Source organism: Mycetocola sp. Y442, from assembly GCF_056898615.1.
Genome location: NZ_JBXHBV010000003.1, coordinates 737,356 through 754,469, shown reverse-complemented (window position 1 = coordinate 754,469; position 17,114 = coordinate 737,356). Strand labels below are relative to the sequence as shown.

Genomic DNA, 17,114 nt, shown 5'->3' with positions numbered 1-17,114 from the left:
GACCGGGGCCCGGTGGTGGTTGCGCTATCTTTCCTGAGGATGCTTCAGTCTATTTTCTTTGATTATGTGCGCCTTCACGGTAGTGTTAGCGCAAACATTCAATAGCTCGGCAGCGAGGCGAAGCACGAAGCGCTTGGGGCCGGCATTCGATCCGTCTCGCCAGCCGGGGCGGTATCACTCAAAGAGGAGCGACAGATGACACCCAGGACTCGCTTCGCGCGTTTCACAGCCGTAACGGCTGTGGCGGCGATTTCCGCCTTCGGGCTTGCGGCCTGCAGCACCGAGGGTTCGAACACATCGGCAGGCTCTGACGGGCCCGTCGAGATCGAATACCTTCACCGCCTGCCCGATGGCGAAGGAATGACCCCGGTCAATGAGATCGTCGACAGGTGGAACGAAGAGAACCCCGACATCCAGGTGAAGGCGACCAAGTTCGACGGCCAGGCCACCGACATGATCCTGAAGCTCGAGACCGACGTCAAGGCCGGCAACGCGAGCTGCCTCGCCCAGGTGGGCTACTCCGAAGTACCGCAGATGTTCGTCAAGGGCCTCGTCGAAGACGTCGCGGAGGAAGCTGATAAGTACGCCGACGATTTCTCCGCCGGCGCATACGCGATGATGACCGTCGGTGACGCGGTAGTCGGACTCCCGCAGGACACCGGCCCCCTCGTTTACTACTACAACGAAACGGCATTTACCGAGCTCGGACTCACCGTGCCCGCGACGCTCGAAGAGCTCGGCGCCCAGGCTGCAACCGCGGCGGGTGCGGGGAAGTTCGCTGCAGCGTTCACGCCTGACGAAGCGCTCTCCTGGCTGTCCGCCCAGTCTGCTGCTGCCGGCGACGTTTGGTTCGGTTCGACGGATGAGGGCTGGACCGTCGACTCAGAGGGTCCGGGAAGCCAGAAGGTTGCCGCATTCTGGCAGGGCCTCATCGACAACGACCAGGCCCTCGTGACCGAGCGCTGGGGCGAAGGGTTCACCCAGGCAATGAACGACGGATCCCTCATCGGTCACGTCGGAGCAGCGTGGGAGGCAGGCTTCCTGCTCGACTCGCTCGACGGAACACCCGCTGAGGGCCAGTGGCGCGTTGCGCAGCTCCCGGACTTCGGCGCAGGAGAGGTCACCGGCCCCGACGGCGGCTCGGGCGTCGCCGTCATGAAGGGCTGCGAGCACCCGCAGGAAGCGATGGCTTTCAACGCCTGGTTCAACACCCAGACTGACGACCTCGCTTCGCAGGGTCTCGTCATCGCCGCCAACGGCACACCCGAGACGAGCGAGAAGATGCTCCGCCAGTTCGGTGGGCAGGATGTTCTCGCGGAGCTGGCAACGGCATCCGCGAACCTGAACCCCGAATTCGTCTACGCACCGGGGTTCGCCTCGCTGACCAAGATGAACGAGACAGCCTCGAACGTCGCGAGTGGATCGGCGACGGTCGCTGACATCTTTACGACAGCGAAGACCACGGCACTCGAGACTCTCGAAGACCTCGGGCTTCCGACCGCCAAGTGACGCAAACGACAGTATGAACACCGCGCCGGCGGGCCACACATCGATGTGGTCCGCCGGCCGTTCCTGGTTGAAGGAGACCACAGCTGATGACCATGACCACCCGCACCGTACCGGACAGCTCTCCACCCGAACCCGCTGCCAGGGCCCCGCGGCCGTCCGCGGTGAAACGCAAGCGCCGTCTCGGCTCCCAGGCGACAACCGGCTGGCTGTTCATGGCGCCATTCGCTGTTCTGTTCGTCGTCGTCTTCCTCGTTCCGATCGGAGTGTCGATCCGATCGGCGCTTTTCTCGCAGAAACCAGGCGGGGACGGCCTGTACGGCGGTGGTGAAGTCGTCGACACGTTCGTCGGATTCGATAACTTCGCCCTCGCACTGGGGAGCGAGGTCTTCTGGCTGGGAATGGGGAGGGTGACGCTCTACGCACTCTTCCAAATTCCGGTGATGATCGTGGCTGCGCTTGCCCTCGCGCTCCTCCTCGACTCCTTCATCGTTCGCCGGCCCACGGTGTTCCGTCTGGCCTTCTTTTTGCCGTACGCGATCCCCGGCGTCATCGCCGCCATGATGTGGCTCTACCTCTACACCCCTGAGGTTTCCCCCTTCATGCAGTTGCTGCCCGAAGGCACCGACCTCATGGGTCCAGGCACTGTTCTGCTCTCGATGTCGAACATGACCACCTGGACGTACACGGGCTACAACATGCTCATCTTCCTCGCCGCGCTGCAGACGGTTCCACGCGAGCTGTACGAAGCAGCCCGCCTCGACGGTGCGAGCGGCTGGCAGATCGCAATGAGGATCAAGGTTCCGCTCGTCCGCTCGGCGGCGCTCCTCGCCGTGCTTCTCTCGATCATCGGCACCGTGCAGTTGTTCAACGAGCCGGTCGTCATGGAAGCCGCCAACCCATGGATGGGTAAGGCGTACACGCCGATGATGCTGACGTACAACTCGATGATGGGTGCGATCTCCCCATCGGGCACTGGTCCAGCCTCGGCATACTCGCTGCTCATGGCCGCTATCGCAGGAGCCCTCGCCATCGTCTACGCGCTGCTGCAGCGCCGGAAGGGAGCAAGCGCGTGAGCGCCCTCGTCACCACCCGGAAACCCCGCCGAAAGGCACCCGTCGTCGATCTCCCCCCGAAGTCCGTGCTCCCTGGCCCGGTCGCACGGATAGCCGGTATCAGCGCCCTTGTCGTCGCAACGCTGTACTTCGTCGCCCCTGTGGTGTGGGTGATGTTTGCCGCGACGAAGAACAACCGAGACCTGTCGTCGACGTTCGGCTTCTGGTTCGCCGACTGGAACCTCGTCACCAACTACGAGAGTCTGATGAGCTGGACCCAGGGCATGTTCTGGCAGTGGGTGGGCAACTCCGTCTTCTACTCGTTGTCTGCCGGCCTGATCGGAACCCTGTTCGCTGTCATGGCTGGATACGCCATCGCCAAGTTCGATTTCCCCGGCAAGCGGGTGGCGGTCGGTTTCATCATGGGCGGGCTGCTCCTCCCCGTCGCGCTGTTGACGGTGCCCCTGTATCTCGAGTTCCAGGCGCTGGGCCTCGTCGATACGGCCTGGGCGATCATCATCCCGTCAGCGGTCTCACCGTTCGGAGTCTTCCTGGCGATGGTCTACGCGGAGTCCTCCGTGCCCTCAGAGCTGCTTGAGGCCGCTCGCATCGACGGGGCAGGTGAAGCGCGTATCTTCTTCACCATCGTCCTGCGGCTCCTCGGACCGGCAATGGTGACGATCTTCCTGTTCGTCTTCGTCGCCACGTGGAACAACTTCCTGCTTCCGCTGTTGATGGTGTCATCGCAGGAGCTCAAGCCCGTGACCCTGGGGCTGTTCGGTATGGTCAGCTATTTTGCTCCGGACAAGGGCGCGGTCATGCTCGGCGCCCTGCTTGGGGTCGTCCCGCTCATCCTGCTCTTCTTCAGCCTGCAGCGGTTCTTCCAGTCGGGACTCGCCGCCGGAGCGGTGAAGGGCTGACCCAATCAACGAGAGAGGCCCCGCGGCGCTACGCCGCGGGGCCTCTCTCGTTTTGTCTGTCAGAGGTGGTTGCCACCAGGAATGATCAGGATCCGATGAACTCCTCGACCTCACCCAGCGAAGCACGGTCACGGATCTCGACCGCGGTGCCGAGCTGGTCGAGATCGAGGACGCGCACTTCGTTGCGTCCTTCGCGCCACAGCGGTGCCGGTGCGTAGAGCGTCTCCTGTGGCCCGATCGCAGAGTAGCGCCCGATGAGGAAGCCATTCACCCAGACCATGCCCCGGACGCCGCCGGGGAAGGCAAGCCAGGCGTCTGCGGCCTCGTCGAGGTCGAACTGGGCGCTGGCGAATCCGTCAGCACCTGACACGCCTCCGACGGCGCTGCCGTCAAGCGGAAGCACACGGTGGGTCCACCCGTGTACCAGCCGTCGACCGACGAGGACTCCACCCAGGATGCCCTTGCGTTCACCAAGCTTCGCGCCATAGTTGATGCGACCCAGGCTCTCAACGACGATGGTGAGCACCGCTGACCGTGCTGGCCCCTCGAGAGCCACGCTCGTTTGACCGTCGCGCTCGAGAACGGCGATACGTTCACCGTCGAGGAAGACGACAGCCCGATCGTGCAGGCCGTCGATCGCGAGGATCGTCTCGCCAGGCAGATCCACCGCGCTTTCGTAGGCCACAAGCCCATCGGCGACGCTGAGCTCCTCAAAGGTCAGCGGCCGCGGGGTCACCGGACCGGCCGCCACCGAGCGCACGACAGCCAGGAGGGATGCTTCCGGCACCAGCGGTGCGGATGCCGCGGGCTGGAAACGCGGTTCGGCGGGCGGCTCAGGGAGCGGGCCGTCGTGGAACGGTGCGAACAACGCCCGGAGCGCGTCAAACTTGGCGGTCAGGCGGCCGTCCTCCGCAATGGGTGCGTCGGAGTCGTAGCTCGTGATCGTCGGCTGGAGCACCCCATCCCAGTTTGCTCCGCTCCACAGCCCGAAGTTCGTGCCACCGTGAGCCATGTACAGGCTGACCGACCCGCCGGCTGCGAGAAGCTCTTCGACGGTTCCCGCCGTGCTCGAGGCCTTCCGTACGTGGTGCTTCTCGCCCCAGTGGTCGAACCATCCACCCCAGAGCTCGCTGCACAGGAGAGGTGTTGCTGCGGGAAGGAGCTCCCGGGCGGCCGCGACGCCGGTGCCGAAGGTGAACGTTGGCATGGCTCCGTCAATCGAGCCATTACGCACCATGTCGGATGTGGTTCCATCGGCCGTCGTGAGCAGTTCGACGATGCCGTGATCGCGAATCACATCGCGAAGATGTTCGAGATAGCCGCGATCGGAGCCGTACGAACCGTATTCGTTCTCCACCTGAATGGCGACGATGGGTCCGCCGTGCACCGCCTGCAGCGGCGCAAGGCGAGGCAGAAGTTCGTCATACCAGGCGTCGACCGCTCGCAGAAATTCAGGGTCGCTCGTTCGGAGGGCACGCGTGCGAGCCGTGAGCCACGTCGGCAGCCCACCGTTCGACCACTCGGCACAGATGTAGGGGCTCGGGCGCACGTACACATCGAGGCCGACCTCGGCCGCGAGCCGGATGTAGCTCTCGACGTCGCGCCAGCCGTCGAAATCTGGCTCGCCCTCCACTTGCTCATGGAAGTTCCATGGAATGTAGGTGTCGACCGTATTCGCGCCCATGGCGGCCAGGCGCCGCAGCCGGTCCTCCCACTGGGCCGGGTGCACGCGGAAGTAGTGGACCGAGCCGGAGAGCATCCGGTGTGGCCGACCTCCCCGTAAAAGGACGCTGTCGTTGTACGTGAGGGCAGCTGTCGAGACAGTGACATCCCGGGTGGTGTTCGCACTCATGTACGTCGGTCCTCCGATCGCGGGCAGGATCGCCCTCAGGAAATGTTTGCGTTAACATTACCGTGGTTGCTCAGCTCCCCGGTTGAGCGACGTCGGCGGAGTGAACGCTCACTACGATGGTGGGCATGCCACGTCGTTCACCCGAGGATCGGTCGCCAAGTCAGGTCGATGTCGCGCGCGCGGCCGGGGTCTCCGCCCAGACGGTGTCACGGGTGATTTCCGGTCATTCGAACGTGCGACCTGAAACCGCGCGTCGGGTAATGACCGCCGTCGACGCCGTCGGTTATCGCCTCCACGCGGCGGCCGCGTCGCTCGCGTCTGGCCGGACCCGCACCCTCGGGGTCATCCTCGTCTCGTCCGGACGCTATTCGACAAGCGCCATTCTGCTCGGCGTCGAAGCTGTCGCGGCAGAATCGGGGTACACGGTTACCACCGCAAGCGTTCCACAACACTCTGCGCCTGCTGCGTTCGTGGAGGCGTTCGAACGGCTGGAGCGCCAGGGCTCTGAAGGGATCGTTATTCTCGCGCCGGTCGGTTACCTCGCGGAAGCCCTTGGTACCCGCACCGAGCGAACGCCCACCGTCGGACACCGCCAGTTCGACAGCACAGGGATCGACGCGCTCGTCGATCAACGCGCCATCGCGCGCCTGGCAACCGAGCACCTGCTCGAGCTTGGTCACCGCTCGGTGTGGCACGTCTCCGGAGCTGAGTTCTGGCAGGAGTCAAAGGCCCGCCGCGAAGAGTGGGAGGCAGTGCTCGAAGAGCACGGCATAACCCCACCGCCGGTCATTCCGGCCGACTGGTCGCCTGAGTCCGGCTATCGCGCAGGACGGACCCTCGCGGCGATCCCCGACGCGTCTGCTGTCTTCGTCTCCAGCGATGAGATGGCCTTCGGTGTAATTCGGGCCCTGCACGAAGCGGGTCGTACGGTGCCTAACGAGATCTCCGTGGTCAGCGTCGACGACATAGCCCTCGCGGCATACGCTGCACCCGCGCTCACCACTGTTCGGCAGCCGTTCGAGAAAGTCGGTCGGGCAACGGCAACACGTGTCATCGACATGATCGAGAAACGCGCGCCGGTTGCCATAGAACCGCTCTTTCCGGAACTCGTCGTTCGGACATCGACGGCGCCGCCGAAGACGCCGCGCAATAAGGGTTCCCTGTCAAAGTAGTCACAGTTCCCGCGTGGATTTTGTATACCCCCTGGGGTATCTTACCGTTGGCTTCGGGTACCCCGTCGGGCGCCCGAATACCGAGGGAGAATTCAAACGATGTGCCGAGCTGTGACCTGCAGGACCTGTGGAAAAACGACATGGGCGGGCTGCGGGCAGCACGTCGATGCGGTCATGGTGGGCGTGCCGCGCGCTGACCGATGCCAGGGTCACGAGAACACGCCAAGCTCAGGCGGGTTCTTCTCGCGTCTTTTCGGCCGCTAAGCGGAACGGGACCGTTGTGAAGATTGTCATCATCGGAGGTGTCGCGGGCGGGATGTCCGCGGCAACCCGCCTGCGCCGTCTCGACGAGAGCGCGGAGATCGTCGTGTTCGAGCGCGGGCCATACGTCTCGTTCGCGAACTGCGGCCTGCCGTATTACGTCGGTGGAATCATCGAGGATCGGGAGAGCCTCCTCCTCCAGACTCCCGCCTCACTCGCCGCACGTTTTCGCCTCGATGCGCGGGTACTCCAGGAGGTCACTCGCATCAACCGCGAATCCAGAACGGTAGAGGTCACCGGCGTCCGCGACGGCATCACGCACACGGAGCCGTACGACGTCCTGATCCTGGCCGCTGGAGCAACGGTAACCGGCACTCTCCCCGGAAATGGCGTCCCGATCCACACCCTGCGAACCGTCGACGACGTGGATGCCATCGCCACGGTTCTCGATAAGGTCGGCGACAGCGCGCGCGCTGTCGTCATGGGAGCCGGATTCATCGGGCTCGAAGCGGTCGAGAACCTCGTCGCCAGGGGACTCGCCGTGACGCTCGTCCAGCGCGGACCCCGTCCGCTGTCCCCCCTGGATCCCGAGATGGCTGCCCCGGTCATCGACGCGCTCCTCGACCACGGTGTCGACCTTCGCGTTCACACCACGGTCACCGATATCCGCGCCGGCAAAGTGCACCTCGACGACGGAACCGTCGTCGCCGCCGACCTCATCATCGACGCACGCGGCGTGCGACCCGACTCCTCCCTCGCTCGCGACGCTGGCCTTGCCATCGGGGCCAGCGGCGGCATCGTCGTCGATGAATTCCAGCGCACGAGTGACCCCTCGATTTACGCGGTCGGCGACGCGGTTGAGAAAACTGACGCCATCGACCATGGCGCGACGCTCGTGACGATGGCCGGCCTCGCCAACCGCCACGGCAGGACAGCCGCAGATGCCATCGTCGGCATCGCTGAGCCGAGCGTGCCCGCGTTCGGCGCATCGATCGTCGGACTCTTCGGCCTTGCCATCGCGATGATCGGTTGGAGCGAGGCCCGGCTGCTCGCCGCTGGCCGGCCACACCGCGTCATCCACACGCATCCGTCATCGCACGCCGGTTACTATCCCGGCGCCGAACAAATGTCGATGAAGCTCCTCGTCGACACTGAAACGGATGCCATCCTCGGCGCCCAGATCGTCGGCGGGTCCGGCGTCGACAAGCGAATCGACGTCATCGCCACGGCGATGGCCGGCGGTCTGACAGCATCCCAGCTGTCGCGACTGGAGCTCGCGTATGCGCCCCAGTTCGGCTCGGCGAAGGATGCCGTCAACATGGCGGGCTACGTCGCCGACAACCTCGCAACGGGGGCAAGCCGCAGCGTCCAGTGGCACGAACTCGATGACGCGATTTCGGCCGGGGCGATCCTGATCGACGTTCGTTCCGCGGGTGAATTCGACAGGGGCACGATCCCGGGGGCGATCAACCTGCCTCTCGACGAGATCCGTGAACGCGACGCTGAACTGCCGGACGCTCCGCTCATCGTCCACTGCCAGGTCGGGCAGCGCGGGCACACCGCCTCGCGGCTCCTCGCCCAGCTTGGGCACGACGTACGCAACCTCGATGGTGGCTACCGCACCTGGCTCGCCGGAACGGCAGCCACGTCGCCGAAGACCGGCGCCCACCGCACACCTCCCGCTACCTCACTCGCGTAAGGACGCCCATGTCGACACCCACCGCACCCGTTCCCGCTGAACCTGCCGCCGAAACTCCCGACGACAACCAGAAAAAGGTACTGAATCGGCTGAAGCGCGCGCAGGGACAGCTGTCATCGGTCATCGCTGCCGTCGAGTCCGGGGCCGAGTGCCGTGACGTTGTCATCCAGCTCGCCGCCGTCTCAAAAGCTCTCGACCGTGCGGGCTTCACCATCGTGTCATCGGCGATGAAGGATTGCGTCAGTGGCACGGGCGAGAAGAGCGACCCGATGACGGTCGATGAGCTGGAGAAGCTCTTTCTGACGCTCGCCTGACCGGCATCCGGGAATGCACGAAGCGCCGGGCGGGTGTTGACCCGACCGGCGCTTCGTTCGCGTGTAGTCCTAGTTGTACTGCTTCCAGACCGTTGCGATGAGGATGTTGGCGACGGCCAGGCCGCCGAGTGCGGGGATGACCCAGCTGGCGAGCACATCGCGCTTCTTATTCATGAAAGCGATCACGAAGATGGCGATGAGCACGACGAGCTTGACGGTGATCTTGAGGTTGTTGACCTCGTGTCCGAGCGGGTACTGGAGTCCGACGAGGAGAACACCGGTGATGAGGAGCAGCCAGGCACCGTGCATGATGGCGGGGACGATACGCGTCTTTCCGAGCTTGATCTGAGAGATCTGCACCAGGACACCACCGAGCAGACTGGCTATGCCGATGATGTGGAATGCGAGTATGACGTTCTTCAGAATCTCCATGGTCCCGATGTTATCGACAGTGTGTCGATAACACGAATCCGGCGAGCGCGGACCTCAGCCAACTGTGACGGATGCCGTCGTCAGGCGTGAATACCGGAATCGAGCATCGCGTTGATGGAGGTGGTGACCTCCTCGGCCGGGACGCCGTGGCCGACCAGCTGAACGCCCGAGTTGATCATGCCCTGGACGAGCATGGCCGCCGTCGCGGCATCCGGAATCTGCATCTCCTCGAGCAGGGTCCTGAGCGGCGCCAGCAGCATGTCGTGCATCGCAATGATGGCGTCCCGGCTCTTCGGTGAGAGATCGGCGTCGCGAAGTCCGGTTGCCAGGGAGTGCTTGCCGTCCGCCGTCATGCGCATCGTCGCATCGACATAGGCGTGGAGGCGGTCAGGTCCGGGAGACACCGCTGCGGTCGCGGTCTCGAGCTCCGCGACCCACTCCTCGAACGCCTGAATGGCAATCGCGGCGAGGAGGTCGTCTTTCGAGGGGAAGTACTCGTAGAAACTCGAGCGGGACAACCCGGCGCGTTCTCCGACCGATCGCGGGGTAACGCTGGCGACCCCCTGGTCAGCGATGATCGACTCCGCGGCGTCGAGGAGCGCACGACGCTGAAGAATGCGGTGTTCCGCAACGGTCGGGGCCGTGATCTTGGGCATGGGGCCATTATCCCTGTGCCCGCGCCCGGGCCGGACTCCATCGCGTGCAGCTTGCGCGCCCAGCCTGCACCGGTTTCCCCCGTCACAGCACAGCGCTTCGACCTCCCATCACCGTACGACGTGCGGTCCGCACGATAACGCGCCTCGGCAGCAGTGATTTGGCACCCGCTTGTTTCGCATGCTGGCGCAGTAAATCTGGCTCTGGAGGAATATTTTGGCAATCGGTTGACAAAAGGCCCAGCCCGGCGTTGAATGGTCGCCAAGCACTACCCCGGTGCCGTCACCGATGACGGACGCCCATCGATTGCATCTTCAGACAAAGGAGTTCGGATGCGTGCCTTGCAGTTACAGTTCCCTGGCGCGGAGGTGCTGCGGTGAGCACGCCTCTCGACAAGTCGGTGGACAAGCCCCTCGACGCTACGCAGGCCCAGGCCACGCACGGGACGAATACGGCCGCCATGCCGGTCCCGAAGAAGCCCAAGGGACGAGGTCGCGGCCTGCTCGCTCTTGGCTTTGCCAGCATCGTCGACGGGTTCGAGGGCGGACTCGTCAACACGCTCTTCCCCGTCATCCGCGACGCCCTGGGCCTGCAGACCAGCGCGCTGGGTATCCTCACGGCGATCAGCCGGTTCGCGCGGATGCTGTTTGGCCCGATCTGGGCCTCCCTCGCCGACCGCTACGGCCGGAAGAAGATCCTCTTCATCGCGACCGGACTGTGGGGCTTGTGGACGATCGCCGCCGGCTTCGCGCAGGACTCCACGCAACTCTTCGTCCTGTACACGATCGGCGTCCTGGGCACGGTGGCGTCAGAGCCCATCGTCAACGGCCTCGTCGTCGACATGTACTCATCCAGGGAGCGGGGCAAGGCGTTCGGCATGCTGCGCACGATCGCAACCCTCGCCTCGGTCATTGCAACACCGATCATCGGGCAGTTTGCCAACATCGACGACGGCTGGCGCTACGGAATGTTCGTGATGGGCGGAATCAGCGTCCTCTCCGGTGTCTTCATTCTGCTCTTCGTCCACGAACCGCTGAAGCACACCCCTGTCGGTGCGATCGATCCGGATGCCATGAAGTTCAACTTCCGCGCCGCGAGGGACCTGCTGCGCACGAAGACGATCCTCTTCATGGCCGTGCAGGTTATCCTGACCACGAGCCTCGTCCTGTTCGCATTCTTCATCACCTACTTCGTCGACGAACGCGGCTGGAGCACGGCGGACGCCGCGATCCTCATGTCGGTATACATGCTCGGCGCTGTCATCAGCGGCCTGGCCGGTGGGTTCCTCGGCGACTGGTTCGAACGACGCTTCGGCCCGCGAGGCCGGGTCATGATGATGCAGGGATACCTCGTCCTCTTCGCAGTCTCGACCGCTCTGCTGTTCCAGATCGACTGGGGCACGGGTGTCGCGATCTACATCGTGATCTTCCTCACCGGCCTGGTCAGTTCGATCGGCCACCCGGGTGCCGTGCTTCCCATCGTGGGCTCGGTCGTGTCGAAGAAGGTCGTTGCCACCGCATACGCGCTCATCTTCTCCTTCGTCCAGGGCCTGTTCGCTGCACTGTTCAGCCTCGCGTTCGGTTTCCTCGCCGACGCGCTCGGGCTGGAGACGTTGATGTTCTGGCTCATCTCGGTGCCGTACCTGATCAACGCGGTGCTGTGGACCCTGATGTACCGCATTTACCCGAAGGACGCCGCTCGGCAGGCTGCCCGTGAGGAGGCCGAGCTCGCACCCGCAGCAGACCGCGCCTGACCCTGGAAGAGGACGGATGCTGGCAACCGCTTGCCAGCATCCGTCCTCTTCTGCTTTGATGATCACAACGGGACACAGTCCCGCTCGCCCAGCAATGTCGCTCAAGGAGATTTCCCCCATGCTGAAGCCCCGCTCCACCGCCACTCGCGAACTCGTCCGCCTCGACGGCCTGTGGCGGTTCGCCCTGGACACGACAGCGGGTGACGCGCCGTGGTCGACCACACTCGATACGCCGCGCGAGGCTCCCGTTCCCGCGAGCTACAACGACCTTTTCGTTGATGCAAACATCCGCGACCACGTCGGGTGGGTCTGGTACCAGCGCACAGTCCGCGTGCCGCGGGGCTGGGCCGGCGAGCGCATCTTCGTTCGTTTCGACGCAGCGACGCACGAGGGCCGGGTCTACGTGAACGACGACCTCGTCGTCGAGCACATCGGCGGCTACACCCCGTTCGAAGCCGACATCACCGACCAGGTGACCCCCGGCGGCGAGTTTCGCCTCACCGTCGGAGTGAGCAACATGCTCTCCAACGTCACGATCCCGCCGGGCAACGTCACGGTCGGCGACGACGGCCGCAAACGCCAAACCTACCTGCATGACTTCTACAACTACGCCGGCCTTGCCCGCTCGGTGTGGTTGTACAGCGCCCCAGCGGTCCGGGTCGACGACGTCACAATCGACACTCGGCTTGAGGGCGCCGACGGCCTCGTCACCTACGACGTCGTCACGACATCCGACGCCGATGTACGCGTGCGGATCACGGATGCCTCCGGCACCATCGTTGGCGAGGCGGACGGCGCGACCGGCACTGTTCACATCTCGAACGTCCAACTCTGGCAACCCGGCGCTGCCTACCTCTATGACTTCGTCGCCGAGGTGCTCCAGGACGGTGAGGTCGTCGACAGCTATCCCCTCGCGATCGGCGTTCGCACGGTCGAGGTGCGTGGCAACCAGTTCCTCATCAACGGTGAGCCGTTCTACTTCACCGGCTTCGGCAAGCACGAGGACACAGCGGTCCGCGGCAAAGGCCACGACGACGCCTACCTCGTGCACGACTTCGAGCTGATGACGTGGATCGGGGCGAACTCGTTCCGCACGTCGCACTACCCATACGCCGAAGAGGTTCTCGAATACGCCGACAGGCACGGCATCGTCGTCATCGACGAGACCGCGGCCGTCGGACTGAATTTTTCCGTGATCGGCGGCTTCCTGGGCGGCCCCGTTGTGCCCACCTTCGGGCCAGATACCGTCAACGACGAGACTCGGGAGGCACACGCCCAGGCACTGCGCGAACTCATCGCGCGCGACAAGAACCACCCGAGCGTCGTGATGTGGTCGATCGCCAACGAGCCTGACTCCGGCTCTGATGGCGCCCGCGAGTACTTTGAGCCACTCGCAACGCTCACCCGGGAGCTCGATCCGACCCGCCCGATCACCTTCGTCAACGTGATGCTCGCCACCTTCGAGCAGGACCGCATCGCCGACCTCTTCGACGTGCTCTGCCTCAACCGCTATTACGGCTGGTACATCGACCACGCCGACCTCGCCTCGGCCGAGAAGCACCTCGAGGGCGAGTTGCGAGGCTGGGAAGAGAAGTACGGCAAGCCCATGATCATGACCGAATACGGTGCCGACACCGTGACAGGACTGCACTCGGTATTTGATCAGCCATGGACCGAGGAATACCAGGCCGCCTACCTCGAGATGAACCACCGAGTGTTCGACCGCATCGAGTCTTTCGTCGGTGAGCAAGTGTGGAACTTCGCTGACTTCCAAACCGCGGCTGGCATCATCCGCGTGGACGGCAACAAGAAGGGTGTGTTCACTCGGGACCGTAAACCGAAGGCAGCGGCACACGCCCTCCGCGCGCGCTGGACCAACCTCGAAACCCACCCACGGGGCTAACTCCACAGCACCGACGCACCACAGGAGATCACCCGCGAATCACGCGGTGATCTCCTGTGGTGTTTGCGGTGTGTGAGGTGACACCACTTTTCTCTTGACCTGACACCATCGTGGTGTCACACTGATGTCATGGAACTTGGGCCGTACGTCACTGACCTCCAACGCCAGCTGGTGGATGCCGCCGCGAACGGCGCGGAAGACACCCGCGCCGTGGCCGAGCGGCTCGCAGCCGGTCTGGACTCCGCGACGCGACTCGTGCTCCTCGAGGCGCTGTCCGCCGCCGTCGGTGAAATCACCCGCGATCTCGCCCCCGGATCGGTTGACTTGCGCCTGCGCGGGCGCGACGTTGAATTCGTCGTCACGCAGCCCACGCCGGAGCTCGACACCGACGATCGCGCACTCGCGGCGGTCGATCTCGATGACACAAGCACCTCACGCACCACTCTTCGCCTGCCAGACGCTCTCAAGGCGCGGGTAGACGAGGCGGCAGCCGCCGACGGCCTGTCGGTCAACACCTGGCTGGTCCGAGCGGTTGCCGCCGCCCTCGCCCCCAAGCAACGACGAAACGCACAGCGAACGCTGCGCACCGGCGACAACTTCGCCGGCTGGGCGCGGTAAAAGCCCGGCTCACCACATTACGAGCCCCGTGACACCACGGGGTCGGTCAAGCACGCCCAGAGAAAGGGAGGCGCACGCATGCCCAGATTCACCACACCACACCCCATAGACCTCGCCATCAAGCTGCCGGTCGGGGAAATCACCGTCGTCGCGAGCGACCGCGAAGACACCGTCGTGACGGCGTCACCGACCAACCCCGCCAAGGCCGTTGACCGCCGGGGCGCCGAGGAGACAAAGATCGATTTCGACGGGCAACGCCTGACGGTGACCGGTCCGAAGCCCAGACTCAGCTTCATCGGGCCGTCCGAGTCTGTCGACCTGACCGTCGAACTGCCGACGGGGTCACGGCTCACCGCCGACATCTCGGTCGGGAACCTGAATTCACGGGGCCGCCTCGGCGCCACCCGGATCAAAGCATCGACAGGTGCCGTTGACCTGGAGCAGACGGGCGACCTGTGGCTCCGCGCCGGTCACGGCAATACAACAGTGGGAACCGCGAACGGCGGTGCCGAGATCACCGCGGATCACGGCCAGATCCGCGTCGGCACCGTGACCGGCGACGCGTTGCTCAAGTCGTCCCACGGCAACATCAGGGTCGCTGAATCCGGCGGTGAACTCGAGGCGAAGCTCTCGTACGGTGACCTCGAGATCGAGAGGGCACTCGGGTCGGTGACCGCGAAGACTGCGTACGGCGCTATCGAATTGCGCGAGGTCTCGAGTGGCTCGATCCAGGTCGAGAGCGGATTCGGCCAGATCTCCATCGGCGTCCGTGACGGCATCCCCGCCTGGCTTGATGCGTCATCCAGGGACGGACGCGTGCGCAACGACCTCGAGGGTGGCGCCGCACCCGACACATCCGAACAAACCGTCGCGGTGCGTGCGCGGACCCAGTTCGGCAACATCACCATTCAACGCGCCCGATGAAGCCGGGCTGATTCGAAGGGAACACCCCAATGAGCACCGCAGGGAACACCGCAGGAAACACGCCAGCTATCCACGTCACCGGACTCCGAAAGTCCTACGGCGACAAGGTCGTCCTCGACGACGTCAGCCTCTCCGTCCAGGCGGGTACCGTCACCGCGCTCCTTGGTCCCAACGGGGCGGGCAAGACAACGGCGATACACATCCTGTCGACACTCATCCGTCCGGATGGCGGCTCGGCATCCGTCAACGGATTCGACATCCTTCGTCAGCAGGATGGCGTCCGTGCATCGATCGGCCTGACCGGGCAGTTCTCCGCCGTCGATGGGCTGCTCACCGGCGAGGAAAACCTGCTGCTGATGGCCCGCCTCCGCCACCTCGGCCCGACACGCTCGAAGGCCCGGGTGGCCGAGCTGCTCGAGCAGTTCGATCTGGTCGACGCGGCACGCAAGCCTCTCGCCACCTACTCGGGAGGGATGCGGCGGCGGCTTGACCTCGCCATGACCCTGGTCTCGACCCCGAGCGTGATCTTCCTCGACGAGCCAACGACCGGCCTCGACCCCCGGAGTCGCCACACCATGTGGGACATTGTCAGAGCGCTGGTGGCGGAGGGCACGACAGTACTGCTCACCACCCAGTACCTCGATGAGGCCGACGAGCTGGCACACAGAATCGCAGTACTCGACGATGGCCGGATCGTCGCCGATGGAACCCCGGAGGAGCTCAAGCGCCTCGTCCCCGGCGGACGCGTCCAGCTTCGATTCGCGGATGCCGCTGCACTGGATGCCGCTTCCGGCATATTGGCGGGAGCGGAACGCGATGATGCCGCCCTGGCGCTGAGTGTGCCAAGTGCCGGCGGAATACGAACGCTGCGAACCATCCTGGACCGCCTCGATGCGGCTCACGTCGACGTCGACGACCTCAGTATCACTACCCCCGACCTCGATGACGTGTTCTTTGCCCTGACAGGGAAGAGGGAACAGGCCAGCCGGGCCACGTCGAAAGGAACAGTCTCATGACCACAGTCACCGCACCGCGCCCGGCCACCGGCCCAGCCACGGGCATCCGCCGCCAATCGCACATCATCGCCGATTCGGTGACGATGCTGCGGCGCAACCTGCTGCACATGGTTCGCTACCCGGGCCTGTCGCTGTTCACCATCCTTGGGCCGGTCATTGCCCTGCTGCTCGTCGTGTTCGTCTTCGGCGGCACGCTCGGAGCCGGCCTGCCCGGAGCTGACCCCGCTACGGCTCGCGAGGCATACACCGCCTACGTCATGCCGGGCATCCTGCTGATCACGATCAGCGGAGCGATAACGGGAGCCGCCATCACTGTCTCGATGGACATGATCGAGGGAATCACGGCGCGCTTCCGCACCATGGCGATCTCGCGCGCGGCGGTCCTCGCCGGGCATGTGCTCGGCAACACCATCCAGGCGATCATCGCCGTTGCGCTCGTGCTCGGGGTCGGCGTGCTGATCGGGTTCCGGCCGACGGCGGGTCCAATCGAATGGCTGGCAGCCGCTGGCCTGATCGCCCTCATCTCCTATGCACTCTGCTGGCTCGGAGTGGCGATGGGGATGCAGGCGAAGTCGGTTGAGACCGCGAGCAACCTGCCACTCATCCTGACCATCCTGCCGCTGCTCGGAAGCGGCTTTGTCCCGACGGACTCAATGCCGGCCGGGCTGCGGTGGTTTGCCGAGTACCAGCCGTTCACACCGTTCATTGAGACGGTGCGAGGCCTGCTGCTCGGCACTCCGCTCGGCTGGAACCCGGCGCTGGCGATCGGGTGGTGCGTTGTCATCGCGGTCGTCGGGTACGTCTGGTCGATGGCGATCTATGAGCGGAAGTCGGTGCGCTGACGCGGGCCGGAAACGACAAAGGCCACCGGGATCCGGTGGCCTTTTGCCGATCAAACTCACTGTGCGCGAGGGGGGACTTGAACCCCCACGCCCTTTCGAGCACTGGCACCTGAAGCCAGCGCGTCTGCCAATTCCGCCACTCGCGCAGTGTTGCGACATGCACGCATGTCAACTCAGCGAGATTAGCATGGCA

General features: G+C 64.7%; 15 protein-coding genes and 1 tRNA gene. 12 read left to right on the top strand and 4 right to left on the bottom strand.

Annotated elements, in window-relative coordinates:
* Positions 1-195 precede the first annotated feature (195 nt).
* The 3 genes from AC1X6S_RS15105 (at position 196) to AC1X6S_RS15095 (ending at position 3,481) form a co-directional block, all read left to right on the top strand.
* Entirely contained in the window at positions 196-1,509 is a 1,314-nt protein-coding gene (locus tag AC1X6S_RS15105; RefSeq protein ID WP_483406567.1) for an ABC transporter substrate-binding protein, read from the top strand.
* Positions 1,510-1,595: 86 nt separating this feature from the next.
* A complete protein-coding gene (locus tag AC1X6S_RS15100; protein ID WP_483406566.1) occupies positions 1,596-2,582 on the top strand; it encodes a carbohydrate ABC transporter permease in 987 nt (328 codons plus the stop codon).
* Positions 2,579-3,481: a carbohydrate ABC transporter permease gene (locus AC1X6S_RS15095; RefSeq protein ID WP_483406565.1), complete on the top strand. Its 903-nt coding sequence runs from the start codon at positions 2,579-2,581 to the stop codon at positions 3,479-3,481. Before AC1X6S_RS15100 ends, AC1X6S_RS15095 begins: the two co-directional genes overlap by 4 nt.
* 85 nt (positions 3,482-3,566) lie before the next feature.
* On the opposite strand, the gene AC1X6S_RS15090 is transcribed toward AC1X6S_RS15095, so the two are convergent.
* A complete protein-coding gene (locus AC1X6S_RS15090) occupies positions 3,567-5,333 on the bottom strand; it encodes a glycoside hydrolase family 35 protein (protein WP_483406564.1) in 1,767 nt (588 codons plus the stop codon).
* A gap of 125 nt (positions 5,334-5,458) precedes the next feature.
* Here AC1X6S_RS15090 and AC1X6S_RS15085 point away from each other — a divergent pair, with 125 nt between their 5' ends.
* From AC1X6S_RS15085 to AC1X6S_RS15075, 3 genes are all read left to right on the top strand, one after another.
* A complete protein-coding gene (locus AC1X6S_RS15085) occupies positions 5,459-6,505 on the top strand; it encodes a LacI family DNA-binding transcriptional regulator (RefSeq protein ID WP_483406563.1) in 1,047 nt (348 codons plus the stop codon).
* A 280-nt stretch (positions 6,506-6,785) separates the two neighbouring features.
* Positions 6,786-8,465: an FAD-dependent oxidoreductase gene (locus tag AC1X6S_RS15080; protein WP_483406562.1), complete on the top strand. Its 1,680-nt coding sequence runs from the start codon at positions 6,786-6,788 to the stop codon at positions 8,463-8,465.
* A gap of 8 nt (positions 8,466-8,473) precedes the next feature.
* Entirely contained in the window at positions 8,474-8,779 is a 306-nt protein-coding gene (locus tag AC1X6S_RS15075; protein ID WP_483406561.1) for a metal-sensitive transcriptional regulator, read from the top strand.
* Between the two features lie 69 nt (positions 8,780-8,848).
* Here AC1X6S_RS15075 and AC1X6S_RS15070 read toward each other — a convergent pair whose 3' ends face one another.
* Positions 8,849-9,211 carry a hypothetical protein gene (locus tag AC1X6S_RS15070; RefSeq protein WP_483406560.1) on the bottom strand — a complete coding sequence of 121 codons (363 nt, stop codon included), beginning with the start codon at positions 9,209-9,211 and terminating at the stop codon, positions 8,849-8,851.
* An 80-nt stretch (positions 9,212-9,291) separates the two neighbouring features.
* Positions 9,292-9,867: a TetR/AcrR family transcriptional regulator gene (locus tag AC1X6S_RS15065; protein ID WP_483406559.1), complete on the bottom strand. Its 576-nt coding sequence runs from the start codon at positions 9,865-9,867 to the stop codon at positions 9,292-9,294.
* Between the two features lie 374 nt (positions 9,868-10,241).
* On the opposite strand from AC1X6S_RS15065, the gene AC1X6S_RS15060 reads away from it, so the two are divergent.
* From AC1X6S_RS15060 to AC1X6S_RS15035, 6 genes are all read left to right on the top strand, one after another.
* The gene (locus tag AC1X6S_RS15060) at positions 10,242-11,618 is read left to right on the top strand and encodes an MFS transporter (protein ID WP_483406558.1); all 1,377 of its coding nucleotides are present in this window, start codon (positions 10,242-10,244) and stop codon (positions 11,616-11,618) included.
* A 118-nt stretch (positions 11,619-11,736) separates the two neighbouring features.
* Positions 11,737-13,521: a beta-glucuronidase gene (uidA, locus tag AC1X6S_RS15055; RefSeq protein ID WP_483406557.1), complete on the top strand. Its 1,785-nt coding sequence runs from the start codon at positions 11,737-11,739 to the stop codon at positions 13,519-13,521.
* A 129-nt stretch (positions 13,522-13,650) separates the two neighbouring features.
* Positions 13,651-14,139: a histidine kinase gene (locus AC1X6S_RS15050; RefSeq protein WP_483406556.1), complete on the top strand. Its 489-nt coding sequence runs from the start codon at positions 13,651-13,653 to the stop codon at positions 14,137-14,139.
* A 78-nt stretch (positions 14,140-14,217) separates the two neighbouring features.
* Positions 14,218-15,063, top strand: a complete 846-nt coding sequence (locus tag AC1X6S_RS15045) for a DUF4097 family beta strand repeat-containing protein (RefSeq protein ID WP_483406555.1) — start codon at positions 14,218-14,220, stop codon at positions 15,061-15,063.
* 29 nt (positions 15,064-15,092) lie between these two features.
* Entirely contained in the window at positions 15,093-16,079 is a 987-nt protein-coding gene (locus AC1X6S_RS15040; protein WP_483406554.1) for an ATP-binding cassette domain-containing protein, read from the top strand.
* Complete coding sequence (locus AC1X6S_RS15035) at positions 16,076-16,921, top strand: ABC transporter permease (RefSeq protein ID WP_483406553.1); 846 nt, start codon at positions 16,076-16,078, stop codon at positions 16,919-16,921. The genes AC1X6S_RS15040 and AC1X6S_RS15035 overlap by 4 nt, the downstream gene beginning before the upstream one ends.
* Positions 16,922-16,983: 62 nt before the next feature.
* Here AC1X6S_RS15035 and AC1X6S_RS15030 read toward each other — a convergent pair.
* A tRNA-Leu gene (locus AC1X6S_RS15030) sits at positions 16,984-17,067 on the bottom strand.
* Positions 17,068-17,114: the final 47 nt, after the last annotated feature.